A 14465-nucleotide genomic window follows, 5' to 3' on the forward strand; every position below is an offset into this window, starting at 1 on the left:
TGATTCATCCCCCCTCATCCTGACCTTATCCCGACGGGAGAAGGAAACTATGTCGACTTTTACGACAGCCCTTGGTGAAGGAGAACCCCTCACCAAAGGGCCATTACGTTATTTTTTGGCTTTGAATTTACCGAACAAGCCGGTTATTTTGCCGGTACTTTTAGCGGGCTTTTTGTCGCCTTCGATCGGGTTCGATTCTGCCACAGGCTCAGGTGCGGCCACGGTTTCCTGAGGTTTTTCGACGGCCGCCGCGGACTGCGATTTTTTGAAACCGCCCAATAATCCGCCCATTTTCTTGCCAATGCCGGCGGACTCTTTTTGCTCCTGACTTGGTGCTGTTGCCTGCGGCTGCGGGCTCTCCACTTGCGGAGCTTCTACCTCTTTTGCAGCTTCGACTACGGGCACTTCTTCCGCTTGAGCCTCTGCTTTGGCCTGAAAGCCCAGCTTCTCGTCCATCTTGGCAAATTTTTCGATCGTGCGGCCGAAAAAGCCCTTACCCTTACTTGGCTCGGCCGCTTTTGGCTTTTTGGTGTCGGCCGGTGGCGTGGGTGCTTTCTCGACCGGTTTTTCACTGACGGGCGCTTGGCTGACCACAGGCTCGGGCTTGGCGGGTGCTTCCACGATAAGCGGAGCTCCTTGCACGATTTGTTCCACGATTTCGGGCTGTTTTACCGGCTCTAGCACCGGCTTTTCGACAGGAGGTGGTGGCGGTGTGTGTTTTTCGGCTTGGCGTTGGGTTTCCAGCGCCGCCAATCTCGCAGCTTCGGCTTGCTGTCTTGCCATGGCTTCGGCCAGTTGCCGTTCTTTGTCGGCTTCCAGCTGGCGTTGAGCCGCTTCGTATTGCTCGACCGCCATCTCCAATTTGGCCAATTGTTGGGTCTGGGTATCCAGCCGATTTTGCAGGCTGCTGACCAGCATTTCTTTTTCGGCGACTTTTGCCGCTTCGGTGTGCAAAGTCAGTTGCAATTGGGTTTTAGCCTGTTGCTCGTTTTGAAAACGCTCGCCGATCCGGGCAATGATCGCATCGTATTCGGCCAACAAATTGTCGGCGTTGGCGGCCGGCAGGGTCTGCAAATTGAGTTCGAAACGTTCCACCAGATGGGCCGAGCTATCGGCTAATTTCTGGTTGCTCGCTTGCAGGCGCTGCTCCAGGGTATTTGCACGCTCGGATTCCGACTCGGCCTTTTGCACGGCGGTCTGCATCTGCTCGGTGGTTTCATTCAGCTGTTGCTGCAAAGTCTGCAATTGTTCTTGCGCGGTATTCAGATTGGCCTGAATGGCATTGCCGGCGGCCGTGATGCGCGCGATCTGTCTTTTGGCAAAGCCGAGGCGAATACTGTAAAAAATGGCGGTCAACAGCCAGGCGGAAACGACCAACACGGCGGCATAATCGGCATTGTCCAAGGTAAGCTGATACCAGCGCGGCCACAAGTCTTGGAGTAGAGGCAGGAGTTTTTGCAGGGTTTCCATAACGGGTTCCTTATCAAATTATTATTTTAGTTTGGCCAAATCAGAAAACCTTCAGCCGACATCAAGCTGCTATTGTATAACGCCCGTTTTAGATTTCGTTAAGCAACGATAATTCGGCCGGATGCGGCGTCATATAAAACGACTCGGCGATGAACGCGTCGGGTTGTTTTCTAAAATGATGGCGCAGTAAGGTCAATGGCACGATCAACGGCACCAGGCCCAGACGATAGCTTTCGATGGTCTCGACCAGCTCTTGTTTGTCATCGCTGTTCAGCTTAGTTTTTAAATAGCCTTGAATGTGCTGCAACACGTTGACATGATTGCCGCGAGTGGCGGGGATTTTAAGGCAGGCCATCAACTCGATGATATAGCGTTCGGCGATTTCCTGGATGTTATCGGGTCGCGCTTCGGCCAACAGCCGTCCGAGCTCCCGAGCCCTGTTTTGCTCATGGCTCATCGCGATCAGCTTGTGCCTGCTGTGAAAACGCGTCAAGGCATGCGCGGTCAGTGGCTGTTTGCACAGTTGTTGCCAGCGATGCCTGATGAAGACGCGCTGAATGAAATTCTCGCGCAATACCGGGTCGCCCAAACGGCCCTCTTCCTCGATGGGCAGCGTTGGAAAATGTTCGGCCAAATAGCCTGCAAACACCCCTACTCCATGGCGGACCGGGATGTCGTTTTTATAAATCTTGACCCGTTCCATACCGCAGCTCGGCGAATCTTTTTTCAGGATATAACCGCATAAATCCTGCAACCACGCGTGCTGGCGTTCCCCCACCTGTTCCAGGGATTCGGTAACGTCCAGAGCGTGGTCCTTGACGCCAACCACCCGGATTTGGCCGGCCACATCCCGCAACTGCACCGCCGGTCTTGGAACACCCAAGCCCGCTTCGACTTCCGGACAAAAGGCGCGAAACTGAAAATATTGCCCCAAGGTGCGCTCTATATAACTATGATATTTATGCGCGCCGTCGTAGCGTACCTGATGCCCCAACAAACAACTGCTGATGCCGACTAAGATGCTGTCCATATCAATGCTCGGGTTGTAGATAAATCAAATCCTGGGTCGGAAAGCCCAAGGCTCTGGCTTGTTCGACCAGCCGGGTCAAAACGTTTTGCGGCAACGTCGGCGTGCGCGCCAGTATCCATAAATAATCCTTGCTGTTGCCGGCAATCATCACGTATTGATAGTTTTCCTTGTCCAATTCTATGATGTTGTAAGCGCCATAAAACGGCCCAAAAAAGGATACCTTCAGGCGGCCTATATCCGGTGTCTCGACGAAATAGGCTTTTCCCTCGGCGGATCGGCGCTGTTTTTCCTCGTTGTCGTAACCACTATTGATCACCTTGACGCCGCCATCGTCGCGCAGACTATATTCGGCGGTCACCTCGCTCAAACCGCGCTCGAAGCTGTGATCCAAACGGGCGATTTCATGCCAGGTACCCAAATATCGATCTAGCTCAAAACCACTGATTGGCCGCACGCCTTCCGGTATCCCGGTACATGCCGTCAAACAGGAACAAATGCAAATCAATAAAACTCGCCACATGAATCTCTCCTTTAGGTTGCCGTTGCCTGCTGAAATAATGCCTTGGTTTGCTGGCTACGCAAACCATGCTCGACCATGGGCGCAGGATAATCGCACGCCAGGGGCTGCTTGTGCCAATTATGAATCACCGCCGCGGAATAAGGCCTTAGTTCCGGTATCCATTGCTTGATGTAGAAACAATCGGCATCGAATTTTTTTTGCTGCAACCATGGATTGAAAATCCTGAAATACGGTTGCGCATCGCAACCCGTCGATGCCGCCCACTGCCAGTTGCCGTTGTTGACACTGGGATCGTAATCCAGAAGCTGCCGAGCAAAATAACGTTCACCCCAGCGCCAGCTGATTTGTAAATCCTTGACCAGGAAGGACGCGGCTATCATGCGGACGCGGTTGTGCATAGCGCCGGTTTGGTTCAATTGCCGCATGCCGGCATCGACTATCGGAAAGCCGGTGCGCCCCTCCGCCCAGGCGTTGAATTCATCGGAATCGTTACGCCAGGCGATCGCATCGTAACGGCGGTGAAAAGCATGCCCAAACACATGCGGAAAATGAAAGCCGATATGGGTAAAAAAATCCCGCCAATAAAACTGGCGCAACAAGGGGTGTTCGGCGCCCAGTTTTTCCACCACCGCATAATAAGCCTCCCGTATCGAGCAACAACCAAACTTCAGATAGGCCGACAAATCGCTGGTCGCGGCCATGGCCGGGAAATCGCGTTGCTGGCCGTAGTGTTGACAAGCCCCTAGCGAGTCCAATTTGGCTAAAGCAACCTGCCGACCTCCGGGCAAAGCATGGGTATGTGGTTTCTTGAAGCGCTCGATAAATGGTAAATCATCCGAGCCATCGCTATGAAAACGCCCTTCGGCCAATGCTTCTGGCAAGGCTACGGGTATTTGCCGGGATCGGTTGTAGAAGGCGGTAAAAACCTGATAGGCCGTACCATCGGCTTTTAGCACGTCTTCCGGTTCGTTGAGCAAGGCATCGGCGCAAGCATGAAACGGCATTTGCAGTTGTTCGCACAATTGTTGCAGTGCATGGTCTCGCTGACGGCTGAACGGCGTGTAATCGCGATTGACATAAACCGCCTGGATGGACAGGCGCTGCTGCAATTGACGCACCACCGCTTCGGGCTGGTCGTGGAAAAAATGCAGCCTCGCGCCGCTGGCCTGGAATTGCCGTTGCAAATCTTCCAGGGCTTCCAGCATGAATTGCAGGCCAGGTTGGCTTTGATAGGGATGGGGCTCGATTTGTCTGGGATCGAAAATAAAGCACGCCAGCACCTGTTCGGATTGGCGCAACGCTTCATTCAATGCCGTGTTGTCGAACAGACGTAAATCGCGCCGAAAAATGAACAGCGATGTCGAATAAGGTTTGTTCATCGGTGTCAGATACGATTGAAACAGTCGCCCCAATGAATGACCATCTCCTGACAGTTGAACAGAATGTTCGGATAATCCTGGTAAATCACCCAGCGCAACGCGAAATCGGCATAGGCCGCCACCGTGGTCCAGCGGGCCGCCGTCTGCCAGATTCTGCTGGAGCAATTTTTAGAACAACGCCAAACGGCGCCGGTCCAATAAATCAATGGCATGGCCACGATGACATGCATGGTGACCCAACTGGCCACGGTGAAGGTGCCTTCATCGATGCGGTAATCGATGTACAGCAACACCGCATTGAACAAGATGAAAAAAGGCCAGAAGGCGTCTTTCAACTTCAGATAACCCAGCCAGCTCCATTGCAAATACAGGTAGAGCGACGGCGGCGTGCGTTCTTCTCTTTCCAAGGAGGGCACTGGCGTAAGCAGATAAATCAGCGTGGCAAGCACTACCGAGACGGCAAGCGCTTCATACCAGCTAATGAAGGAGGTAAAGGCAAAGAGCAAAGTCAGGGTATTGATCAACATGGATTAGGGTCGGTTTCGATTCAAAATGTCGCTCAAGGCCACGCCGAGGTCGGTAAATTGAAATTGAAAGTTTCGCGCCTGCAAGCGCTCGGGCACCACCCGCTGACTCCCCAACACCAAAGCCGCCATTTCACCCAACAAGGCTCTGAGCATTGCCGCCGGTAGAGGCAACAACATCGGGCGCCGCAGAACAGAGGCTAAACTGATACTGAAATCCCGATTGGTCACGGGATTTGGCGCGGTGGCATTGTAAGGCCCGCGCATATCTACGTTATCGATCATCGCTTGCACGATGGCCAGCCAGTCTTTTAGATGTATCCAGGACATCCATTGCCGGCCATCGCCCATGCGCCCGCCCAAGCCAAAGCGAAACGGCAGCAGCATGCGCTGCAATATGCCGCCGCCCTGCCCCAAGACCAGGCCTGTTCGTATCAGGCAAACACGCGCGCCAAAAACTTCAGCCTTTAGCGCGGCGGCCTCCCAATCCGCGCATAGCTGTTGGGCGAAATCCGCGTTGGGCGGACTTTGCTCGGTCAAAATCCGCTCGCCTTGATCGCCGTAAACGCCGATCGCCGAACCGCTGATGAACACATCCGGGGCTTGGGCTGAAGCACCAATCCAGTCCACGAGTTGCGTCGTGAGTTTGATGCGACTCTCTCGCAATTCCTGTTTGCGGCTCTCACTCCAACGCCTGTCGAAAATGCCGGCGCCAGCCAGATTGATCAACGCCTTGAAATGACCGGCGTCGGGCAAATCCTCAATACGGGTGACGGCACTCACTTGGCTACCAAAGACACGCGCCACTTTTTCCCGGCTACGGCTCAGCACGGTCACCGCATATCCTTTATGCAATAAAACCTGCGTCAAGGCACTACCTAGAAAGCCGGTACCGCCTGTAATCAAAATGGATTGCTTTGCCATATACACGCTCCGAATTACCGATGAAATACACTGAAAAGCCCTCACAGAGCAAAAAGCCTTGCTGAAAAAAGCTAAAGCTTTTTCACTCCCGTCGAAACTCGGGAGCGCAATAGCTTTAACTGTTGCCGCACGGTGCCAGCACTTTTACCTTTTACGACCGTCTCCTTTTGAAATAAGCTCGACACTGGTAGGTGCTAATTCATTCGCCCTGTGCGGATAAATCCGCACCTGCACCGAATACTTGCATAGGTTATTTCATGTTCATTCCTTAGCTCGCAGCTTAACGATCATTCACGGCGCTTTTTCGCCCCCTTGGAATCATCAATTTATGCAACTGCCGATTCTTGAACCATACCGCGACCCGGAAACCCAGTAGAAAAGCGATGATAGTGAGGTAAAACAAGGGCTGGAACAGATTGCCCTTGAGTTGCCAAAAATAATGAATGATCGCGGCGGCGGCGGCGTAATAGATGAATCGATGCAGTTTCTTCCAGTTTTTGCCTAGCCTTTTTTTCGCGTAAGTCGGCGAAGTGATGGCCAGCAACAACACGATGATATAAGCCACCACCCCGAACCAGACATAGGGGCTTTGCACGATGTCATTGACTATCGCCGCCCAGACGCCGCCATGATCGACGAACACATAACCCAGCACATGCAAAGTGGCATAAAAAAAGGCGTACAGCCCGAACATCTGCCGGTAATCTGTCATGCCGCGCCATTTGGTGACGGTTTGAATCGGCGTGATGGCCAGCGTGATGCATAAAAAACGCAGCGCCCAATCGCCGGTTCGAATATGTATCGCTTCTATGGGATTGGCGCCAAGTTGGTTGTTGACGACTTGAAACAACAACCAAAACAGCGGCAACAGACACGCAATGGAGGCGACTATCCAGGGATTGTCGATTCGAATCAACATCAGAAAAAATGCCTCAGATCCATGTCGCTGTACAACGAAGCGACCTGCTCGCCGTAACCGTTGAACAATTCCGTCTGCCGGCGCGGCGTAAAAAAACCGCTGCCCAATTGCCGCTCGCTGGCTTGACTCCAGCGCGGGTGCGGCACCGATGGATTGACGTTGGCATAAAAACCGTATTCACTGGGCGCAAATGCATTCCAGCTGGTCATCGGCGCCCGTTTCAACAATTCGATTTTGACGATCGCCTTGATACTTTTAAAACCATATTTCCAGGGCACGACCAAACGCAATGGCGCGCCATTTTGTTTGGGCATAACTTCGCCGTACATGCCGACGGCCAATATCGTCAGAGGATGCATGGCCTCGTCGATGCGCAAGGCCTCGACATACGGCCAGTCCAGCATCGCCTTGATCCGCTGTTTCGGCATGGTCTCGGGCTGATACAACGTGGTGAATTTGACGTATTTCGCATTGGACAGAGGCTTTACCGATTTGAGCAGGTCGGCCAGCGGAAAACCGACCCAGGGAACCACCATGGACCAGGCTTCCACACAGCGGAAACGATAAATGTATTCTTGTAGCGTCTGCTGCTTGAGAATGTCTTCCAGATGATATTTTCCGGGCTGTTCAACCTCGCCGGAAATTTCGACGTCCCAATTATCCGTATTAAGCTGCTGCGCCAATTCGGTGGCATCTTCCTTGTTAAAGGAAAATTCATAGTAATTCGTGTAATTTTTAACGACGTTGTCCGGCGTGACAGGGCCTAAGTCGCCGCTAAGCTCACTCTTTTTCAAGGACGGCCAGCGCTGCTGGGCATTTGCCGCTAGAACCGCTGAACCCACCGAAGGCAATAGCAGCGATGCCGCCATGGCCTTGATGATTTTGCGCCGCTGCTGAAAAACCAATGGGTCGGTAATTTCACTAGCCGGAATTGTTTTTTGCGTTTTTATGATCATTTCGTGTCACCCAGGTTTATCGCGTGCGCAATAACAAGATCAAGGTTTTTTCTTGCCTTTAGGAATCAAACCCAGTAACTGTCTGATCTTGCGTTCGGTAATGAATGCCAATGAAAATAACTGAATAAAGTTTTCCGCTTCGATCAAATCCAGGCCTATATTTGCCGGAACCAATTCTTTCCGCGTGCCGAAAATACGATCCCAAAACGCCAGTACAATCCCATAATTACTGTCGTGCTCTATTCTCAGGGTTGAATGATGGGTGCGGTGCAAATAAGGTGTAATGATATATTTCGAAATCGTTTCTTCATGCGGCACGCGGATATTGGCATGGTGAAAGAATATGAAAAATAATTCTATGATTTCGATTGACAATACCAGATAAGCATCCACGCCTATCACGACGACGAAAATACATTTATAGACGATTTCCAATAGCAAATCGAAGACGTGAAAGCGGAAACCCGTCGATACATTGAAGCTTTTATCGCTATGATGAACCTTGTGAAAACGCCACAACCATTCGTATTTATGGCCGGCGACATGCCAGGCATAAATGGCAAAATCAAAAAACGCGAAAGCCAGTATCCATTTCAGCGGGCCATTTTCCAAACCGCTCAATAGCCCGAGATAAGAAAACTGCTGCGCGACCAAAAATAGCGAGGAGGCCCGGAGTATCGCCAAAATGATGTTGTTGATGAGAAAAGCCGTTGTATTGGTAACGACGGATTCCTTGTAGATTTTTGGAGGGAAATTTCGATAAGGTTTGTATTTCTCGATGACCAGCAACAGAATGAACGCAAAAATAGCCAGACCAAAAAAGGTCTGGTTGAACAGCATGCCACTGTGACTACTCGCTTCGTTCGTCCCCATAACCCACTCCAGGAAATTCGCTATTGATTATTTTGGGCTGGCATTCAGCAGCTCGGTCAGCGTTTTGATTTCATTATCCGCATTGACTTGGTTGGTAATATCGTATTGAACGCCCAAATAATAGATAACGCGCTGTTTTTTATCAAACAAAGGTATGATTTTCAGATGATTATGAAATAAGGTACCGTCTTTTTTGTAATTTCTTAATGTCACTTCAACCGCTTCGTGATTCTTCATTGCTTCGGCGATTTGAAAGCGGGCGGGCTGATCCCTATCGTCACCTTGCAGAAAGCGGCAATTATGCCCAATGATATCTTCTTGAGAATAGCCTGTCAGACGTTCGAACGCTTTATTGGCATAAATAATCGGTGCATCGTCCAAATCCGGATCGGCCAAGGTTACGCCGTTGACGCATTCGTCCAGGATAGCGGACAACACTTGCGGAATGATTCCAGAATCTTTTTCGACAATAAAAGCCATGATTAAACTCCAAGCCCTGGTATTGATGTTGTTATGGTTAATTGCATTCTGCGGCAATTAAGTTTTTTATATTTTCGACCGTATTTTCCGCGCCATCTTCGATCGCATAGCGAATCAGCTTTTCGAATGGACGCATGAATACTTCCAGCTCCAGTAATTCAAAACGGAACGTTAGAGAGGTGGGTTTTTTATGCTCGGCGGCTTCCAGCAAGTAACTTTGTCTGTAGGGTTGAGTAACTCCCCTCAAAACCAATTTTTGCTCGGGCTGATAATCGGCAATCTCGAACACCGATTCTATTTCGGTATTATTGTCCTTGCGTACTTGTTTTGCCTTCGCGCCGACGAATACATCCCCACCATCCAGCGGTTCAAATTCGACGATTTCTTCCGCCCATTTCGGGTAGTTTTCAAAGAAGTGTTCGCCTACGAATGAAAAGACTTCTGCTATCGGCTTATCGATTTCTACACGGGCCTCGCCCGAGACGGGCTTGTTTGTATCAAAAGGTAACTTAATCTGCATGCCAATTCCCCGAAGTTGATTCAAATGAACGTGTTGACCTGAGAGTACCGCTTTTATCTGATATTGATAATCCTTGCCAAATCTAGCCGTCGCTTTTTCTTAGAATACACAACCCGCCATACAACAAATGAGATAAACCGGCATATAAAAACAATGCTTGGTAATTCGGATCGATTTCTATCTGATTGACCGAACCATAAAACTCCAGGGACGCAATCAATAGTAGTAAAAAAGCGCCTAAACACACAACCCCGGCGTAGTTGTTCTTGAACTGATAGAAACCATATACCGCCAATTGCATCAAGCATAAATACAGCAAAACAAAGCGCAGATTATTTGCCAGCGGCCCATATAAATCCTCGGAATTTTCGAAAAACAATTCACTACCCGCCATGGAAAACACGCTGACAATCAACACGAACAACACGGATGCATTGAAATTGACTTGCAATAGCAAGCGCAGCAGATATAGGGACAAATTGGATAGCGAGCGGGTATTCATTGTTTATACCTCTTGTTTTGAAAAAGCTGAAGTTTCCCAATTCTTGACCAGCCTACCTTGCATAGTTGGTGTTGGTCAGTCATTTATTGCTGGTTTTGCCGCTTGTATAGCAAACCCCACTTTAATTCGTTTCCCTTTATACGTCGCTGGCAAAAAAACTGGGAAACTTCAATTGAAGAAGGGTTTCCAACTTAAACAGGAACAGTTATTCCAAGGAGCCATTCGTGGTGAACTTGTCGAACCATGAACCACAGGGCTGTCGAAAAATCTCTCCTGCGCAAACCCGAAGGGCTCGGAATGAACGGTTGCCACGCCTAAAATTAAGTAGCCTCAAAAAGATACCCTCCCGAAGTACTGCATTGGGAGGGCACATAGAGGAGGACAATTATGACGTCAGGACAGAGTCCGTTGAAATGGCTTGTCCATCGGCGTCATCGAGCTCTATTTCAGTTGCAACAACTTCAAGCTCAGGTTCGGGTTGCGGCGGATCGATCATGCGTCCTTGCATCAGTTCATCGATTTGGTACTTATCGATCGTTTCCCAATCCAATAGGGCGTCCGCCATGTTGTGCAGAATCTCGATATGGTCTTTCAATATCGTTTCCGCACGTTTGTAATTGCTATCGATCACCGCGCGTATTTCTTCGTCTATGGTTTGAGCCATCTTTTCCGACATCGGTTTGGACTGCGGCCCCATATAACCGCCTTCGCTATCGCCGTAGTCCATCGGACCCAGGCGATCGGACAGGCCCCATTTGGTCACCATGTTTCTCGCCAGTTGGGTGGCACGCATGATGTCGTTCGAGGCTCCCGTGGTGACTTTGTTCTTGCCATAGATGATCTCCTCGGCGACCCGGCCACCGAACAGGCTGGCGATCTGGCTTTCCAGCTTGTCCTTGCTGGCGCTGTATTGGTCGCGTTCAGGCAGGAACATCGTGATGCCCAGCGCGCCGCCGCGCGGCATGATGCTGACCTTGTAAACGGGATCATGCTCGGGTACCAGGCGTCCGACGATGGCGTGACCGGCTTCGTGATAGGCTGTCATCAGCAAATCTTCCTTGCTCATGATCATCGTGCGTTTTTCGGCACCCATGATCATTTTGTCGCGCGCCTTGTCCAGGTCGTTCATCGTCACTTCGCGTTTGTTGTTGCGAGCGGCAAACAAGGCGCCTTCGTTGATCAGATTGGCCAATTCCGCGCCGGAGAACCCCGGCGTACCGCGCGCCAGATCGGTCAAACTGACATCGGCCGCCAAGGGCACCCGGTCGCCATGGACTTTCAGGATCTGTTCGCGGCCTTTGATGTCCGGCAAACTTACTTGAACCTGGCGATCGAAGCGGCCCGGACGCAATAGCGCCTTGTCCAGAATATCGGCACGGTTGGTCGCGGCGATGACGATGATGCCCTCGCTGCCACTGAAACCGTCCATTTCGACCAGCAACTGGTTCAGGGTTTGCTCGCGCTCCTCATTACCGCCGCCCATACCGGCGCCGCCGCGTTGCCTGCCCACGGCATCGATCTCGTCGATGAATATGATGCAGGGCGCGCGTTTTTTGGCTTGTTCGAACATGTCCCTCACCCGCGAGGCGCCGACACCGACGAACATTTCGACGAAATCGGAACCGGAAATCGAGAAGAACGGCACCCCTGCTTCGCCGGCAATCGCCTTTGCCAGCAGGGTCTTTCCTGTGCCGGGAGGCCCCACCATCAATACGCCGCGCGGAATCTTGCCACCCAGGGCTTCGTATTTGCCGGGGTCTTTCAGGAAATCGACCATTTCGACCACGTCTTGCTTGGCTTCTTCACAGCCGGCCACGTCCTTGAAGCGGATTTTGACCTGATCTTCTTCCATCAGTTTGGCGCGGCTTTTACCAAAGCCCATCTGGCCATCGCGGCCGCCCGCCATCATGGCTTGCTTGCGCATGAAATAGACCAGCACGGCGATCAACAACAAGGTCGGCGCCCACGAAATGAAGATATTCATCAAGGTGGAAGGCGGCTGCGGTTTTTCGACCTTGATCTTGACGTCGTACTCCAGCAACTCGTCGATCATGCGCATGTCGTTGGGGTTGTAAGTGGAAAAGCGGGTACCGTTGTTGCGCTTGCCATCGACAAAATTGCCGTCGATCACGACTTCGGTCACCACTCTGTTGCGCACGTCTTCGATGAAATCGGAATAAGAGATTTCGTAATGCGGATCGTATTGCGGCATCGAGCGATTGAATATCGAAGACACCGCGATGACAACCGCCACCAATATCACTGCGAGAAACAAGAATTTCTTCATGACTGTATTCCCCTAACTCACTTTTCGCTGGAGAAATATTTGAAAAAATCGGAATTTGGCTTCAACACCAAGGTATCCTGGGTTTTCTCAAATGAGGCTTGATAGGCCTGCAGGCTGCGGTAGAAGGCATAGAACTCCGGGTTTTTGCCGAAGCTCTTGGCGTAAATCTCCGCGGATTCCGCATCGCCACGGCCGCGAACGTTTTCCGCTTCCCGCTGCGCGTTGGCCACGATCACCTGTTTTTGCTTGTCGGCTTCCGCGCTGATCAATTCAGCGCTTTCGGCGCCTTGCGAACGGAACTCTCTGGCCACCCGCTCCCGTTCGGCGCGCATGCGCTGATACACGGAACTACTGACTTCCTGCGGCAGGTCTATGCGTTTGATGCGGATATCGACCAATTCGATACCGAATTTCTCCGCCGCCGGCGCCAACTTTTCCAGCAAGGTGTTGCGCAATTCGCTGCGATCTTCCGAAATCAGCTGCTTGATGGTGCGGACGCCAAATTCGCTGCGCATCGCGTCCTTCATGATCTGGTCGAGGCGCAGATTGGCCTGGAATTCGTCGCCACCGACCGTGGTGTAAAAAAGACCCACATCACCGATTCGCCACTTGACGAACGAGTCAACAATAACGTTCTTCTTTTCGGAGGTAAGAAAACGCTCGGACTTGGCGTCCAAGGTCAGCACGCGCGCATCAAACGTACTGACGTTATTGATGATGGGGGTCTTAAAATGGAGTCCCGGTTTCAAATCGGTTGTGACGATTTCCCCAAGACGAAACAGAATGGCTCTTTCGTGCTCGTTGACATGAAACACCGACATCGAAGCCAGTACCAGGGCCGTCAAACCGGCGGCCGGGAATAGAATCATGGATTTGTTGTTCATTGTTTGCTCCTGCTAGGACGCAATTCGCTGGTCGAAATTTTGCGCACGTTGTTTTTTTCCACCTGTTGCGGCTCTACACTCACATTCGGCTCGCTGGCTGCCGGGCTTGTTTGTGCTTGTGGAGCCGGCATTTGTTGCAACGGCATGTATATCGCCGGCGGTTGGTCGGTATCCAGGATCACTTTGTTGGTCGAGGCGTAGAGTTTTTCCTTGGCTTCCAGATACAAGCGCTTGCGCGTAATCGCGGGATTTTTTTCGTATTCCACCAACAACTGATCGAAACGTTCGGTTTCACCCTTGGCTTTGGCGACTTTTTCGGCCGAATAAGCTTCGGCTTCTTGCAGAATACGCGAGGCCGCACCGCGCGCTTTCGGAATGACTTCGTTGCTGTAGGCCTCGGCTTCATTGATCAGGCGCTGCTTGTCCTCGCGGGCGCGAATGGCGTCCTCGAAGGCGCCCTGCACTTCCTCGGGTGGCTGCGCATCCTGCAGATTCACGCTGGCCACGCTGATGCCGGCCTGGTAATCGTCCATGGCTTGCTGAATTTCTTCCTTGATTTCGGCGACGATCTGGCTGCGGCCTTCGGTCAGCACGAAGTCCATGTTGTTGCGGCCAATCACGCCGCGCAACACGCTTTCTGTGAGTTGTTTCAGGGTGTTTTCGTTGTTCTTGACGTTGAACAAATAGTCTCTGGCATTGTTGATTTGATACTGCACGGCCAGTCGCACGGCGATGATGTTTTCATCCTTCGTCAGCATCAAGGATTCCTGAGGGGCGGCCGTGGATTTACTCAGGCGTCCACCGTCGCCGTAGCCGACTTCGATGAAGCGTTGTTGCTCGACATTGACCACATTGACCGCTTCGACGGGCAGCGGAATATGCCAGTGCGGCCCCGGCATCGTGGTGTCGACATAGGCGCCAAAGCGGGTCACGACCCCTCTATTGCCCTGGTCTATGATGTAAACACCACTGATCAGCCAACCCAATGCCAGCGCGCCTCCAAAAAAACCGCCCACTTTGGATAACGAAAACAGGTTTTCATGTTCGTGGTAAAAATGCACCGCTTTATGCGAAATATCCTTCCATTGTTTCTCGAATTCCATTTTCCAATCCGGCGGCGGTGTTTGTTTATCGGCGTTGTGGTTTTCTGAAGACATAATCACTCCTCTTGGTTCATAGTTGGCCTGATCGGGACCT

15 protein-coding genes are annotated in these 14465 nt (G+C 51.5%); all 15 read right to left on the reverse strand.

Annotated features, from left to right (window positions below):
* Positions 1-108: 108 nt before the first annotated feature.
* Positions 109-1470 (reverse strand): coiled-coil domain-containing protein, encoded by a 1362-nt coding sequence (locus NM686_RS14970; protein ID WP_255188658.1) that lies wholly within the window; start codon positions 1468-1470, stop codon positions 109-111.
* Positions 1471-1558: 88 nt separating this feature from the next.
* Positions 1559-2500, reverse strand: a complete 942-nt coding sequence (locus NM686_RS14975; protein ID WP_255188659.1) for a YbgA family protein — start codon at positions 2498-2500, stop codon at positions 1559-1561.
* Between the two features lies 1 nt (position 2501).
* On the reverse strand, positions 2502-3020 hold the full coding sequence (locus NM686_RS14980; protein ID WP_255188660.1) for a lipocalin family protein: 519 nt from the start codon (positions 3018-3020) through the stop codon (positions 2502-2504).
* 11 nt (positions 3021-3031) lie between these two features.
* Positions 3032-4399: a cryptochrome/photolyase family protein gene (locus tag NM686_RS14985; RefSeq protein ID WP_255188661.1), complete on the reverse strand. Its 1368-nt coding sequence runs from the start codon at positions 4397-4399 to the stop codon at positions 3032-3034.
* Positions 4400-4404: 5 nt separating this feature from the next.
* Positions 4405-4926, reverse strand: coding sequence for a hypothetical protein (locus tag NM686_RS14990; protein WP_255188662.1), 522 nt, complete (start codon positions 4924-4926; stop codon positions 4405-4407).
* A gap of 3 nt (positions 4927-4929) precedes the next feature.
* Positions 4930-5847, reverse strand: a complete 918-nt coding sequence (locus tag NM686_RS14995; RefSeq protein WP_255188663.1) for a TIGR01777 family oxidoreductase — start codon at positions 5845-5847, stop codon at positions 4930-4932.
* A 280-nt stretch (positions 5848-6127) separates the two neighbouring features.
* Positions 6128-6766: a protein-methionine-sulfoxide reductase heme-binding subunit MsrQ gene (locus tag NM686_RS15000; RefSeq protein WP_255188664.1), complete on the reverse strand. Its 639-nt coding sequence runs from the start codon at positions 6764-6766 to the stop codon at positions 6128-6130.
* On the reverse strand, positions 6766-7722 hold the full coding sequence (gene msrP, locus NM686_RS15005; RefSeq protein WP_255188665.1) for a protein-methionine-sulfoxide reductase catalytic subunit MsrP: 957 nt from the start codon (positions 7720-7722) through the stop codon (positions 6766-6768). Before msrP ends, NM686_RS15000 begins: the two co-directional genes overlap by 1 nt.
* 39 nt (positions 7723-7761) lie before the next feature.
* The gene (locus tag NM686_RS15010; protein ID WP_255188666.1) at positions 7762-8595 is read right to left on the reverse strand and encodes a sterol desaturase family protein; all 834 of its coding nucleotides are present in this window, start codon (positions 8593-8595) and stop codon (positions 7762-7764) included.
* Between the two features lie 27 nt (positions 8596-8622).
* Positions 8623-9075, reverse strand: a complete 453-nt coding sequence (locus tag NM686_RS15015) for a PAS domain-containing protein (RefSeq protein ID WP_255188667.1) — start codon at positions 9073-9075, stop codon at positions 8623-8625.
* A gap of 37 nt (positions 9076-9112) precedes the next feature.
* Positions 9113-9595, reverse strand: coding sequence for an SRPBCC family protein (locus NM686_RS15020; RefSeq protein WP_269021852.1), 483 nt, complete (start codon positions 9593-9595; stop codon positions 9113-9115).
* An 82-nt stretch (positions 9596-9677) separates the two neighbouring features.
* Positions 9678-10097, reverse strand: coding sequence for a hypothetical protein (locus NM686_RS15025; protein WP_269021853.1), 420 nt, complete (start codon positions 10095-10097; stop codon positions 9678-9680).
* A gap of 385 nt (positions 10098-10482) precedes the next feature.
* On the reverse strand, positions 10483-12384 hold the full coding sequence (gene ftsH, locus NM686_RS15030) for an ATP-dependent zinc metalloprotease FtsH (RefSeq protein ID WP_255188671.1): 1902 nt from the start codon (positions 12382-12384) through the stop codon (positions 10483-10485).
* Between the two features lie 17 nt (positions 12385-12401).
* The gene (gene hflC / locus NM686_RS15035) at positions 12402-13268 is read right to left on the reverse strand and encodes a protease modulator HflC (RefSeq protein ID WP_255188672.1); all 867 of its coding nucleotides are present in this window, start codon (positions 13266-13268) and stop codon (positions 12402-12404) included.
* Positions 13265-14425, reverse strand: a complete 1161-nt coding sequence (gene hflK, locus NM686_RS15040) for an FtsH protease activity modulator HflK (RefSeq protein ID WP_255188673.1) — start codon at positions 14423-14425, stop codon at positions 13265-13267. Before hflK ends, hflC begins: the two co-directional genes overlap by 4 nt.
* Positions 14426-14465 lie beyond the last annotated feature (40 nt).

Source organism: Methylomonas rapida, from assembly GCF_024360925.2.
GTDB lineage: Bacteria > Pseudomonadota > Gammaproteobacteria > Methylococcales > Methylomonadaceae > Methylomonas > Methylomonas rapida.

What these genes read in the sequence shown, in the direction of transcription:
- NM686_RS14995 (WP_255188663.1), bottom strand. Translation starts at nt 5,847, where the DNA reads ATGGCAAAGCAATCCATTTTGATTACAGGCGGTACCGGCTTTCTAGGT.
- NM686_RS15010 (WP_255188666.1), bottom strand. Translation starts at nt 8,595, where the DNA reads ATGGGGACGAACGAAGCGAGTAGTCACAGTGGCATGCTGTTCAACCAG.
- NM686_RS15015 (WP_255188667.1), bottom strand. Translation starts at nt 9,075, where the DNA reads ATGGCTTTTATTGTCGAAAAAGATTCTGGAATCATTCCGCAAGTGTTG.
- NM686_RS14975 (WP_255188659.1), bottom strand. Translation starts at nt 2,500, where the DNA reads ATGGACAGCATCTTAGTCGGCATCAGCAGTTGTTTGTTGGGGCATCAG.
- NM686_RS15025 (WP_269021853.1), bottom strand. Translation starts at nt 10,097, where the DNA reads ATGAATACCCGCTCGCTATCCAATTTGTCCCTATATCTGCTGCGCTTG.
- hflK (WP_255188673.1), bottom strand. Translation starts at nt 14,425, where the DNA reads ATGTCTTCAGAAAACCACAACGCCGATAAACAAACACCGCCGCCGGAT.
- ftsH (WP_255188671.1), bottom strand. Translation starts at nt 12,384, where the DNA reads ATGAAGAAATTCTTGTTTCTCGCAGTGATATTGGTGGCGGTTGTCATC.
- NM686_RS14990 (WP_255188662.1), bottom strand. Translation starts at nt 4,926, where the DNA reads ATGTTGATCAATACCCTGACTTTGCTCTTTGCCTTTACCTCCTTCATT.
- NM686_RS14970 (WP_255188658.1), bottom strand. Translation starts at nt 1,470, where the DNA reads ATGGAAACCCTGCAAAAACTCCTGCCTCTACTCCAAGACTTGTGGCCG.
- NM686_RS15020 (WP_269021852.1), bottom strand. Translation starts at nt 9,595, where the DNA reads ATGCAGATTAAGTTACCTTTTGATACAAACAAGCCCGTCTCGGGCGAG.
- NM686_RS14980 (WP_255188660.1), bottom strand. Translation starts at nt 3,020, where the DNA reads ATGTGGCGAGTTTTATTGATTTGCATTTGTTCCTGTTTGACGGCATGT.
- NM686_RS14985 (WP_255188661.1), bottom strand. Translation starts at nt 4,399, where the DNA reads ATGAACAAACCTTATTCGACATCGCTGTTCATTTTTCGGCGCGATTTA.
- hflC (WP_255188672.1), bottom strand. Translation starts at nt 13,268, where the DNA reads ATGAACAACAAATCCATGATTCTATTCCCGGCCGCCGGTTTGACGGCC.
- msrP (WP_255188665.1), bottom strand. Translation starts at nt 7,722, where the DNA reads ATGATCATAAAAACGCAAAAAACAATTCCGGCTAGTGAAATTACCGAC.
- NM686_RS15000 (WP_255188664.1), bottom strand. Translation starts at nt 6,766, where the DNA reads ATGTTGATTCGAATCGACAATCCCTGGATAGTCGCCTCCATTGCGTGT.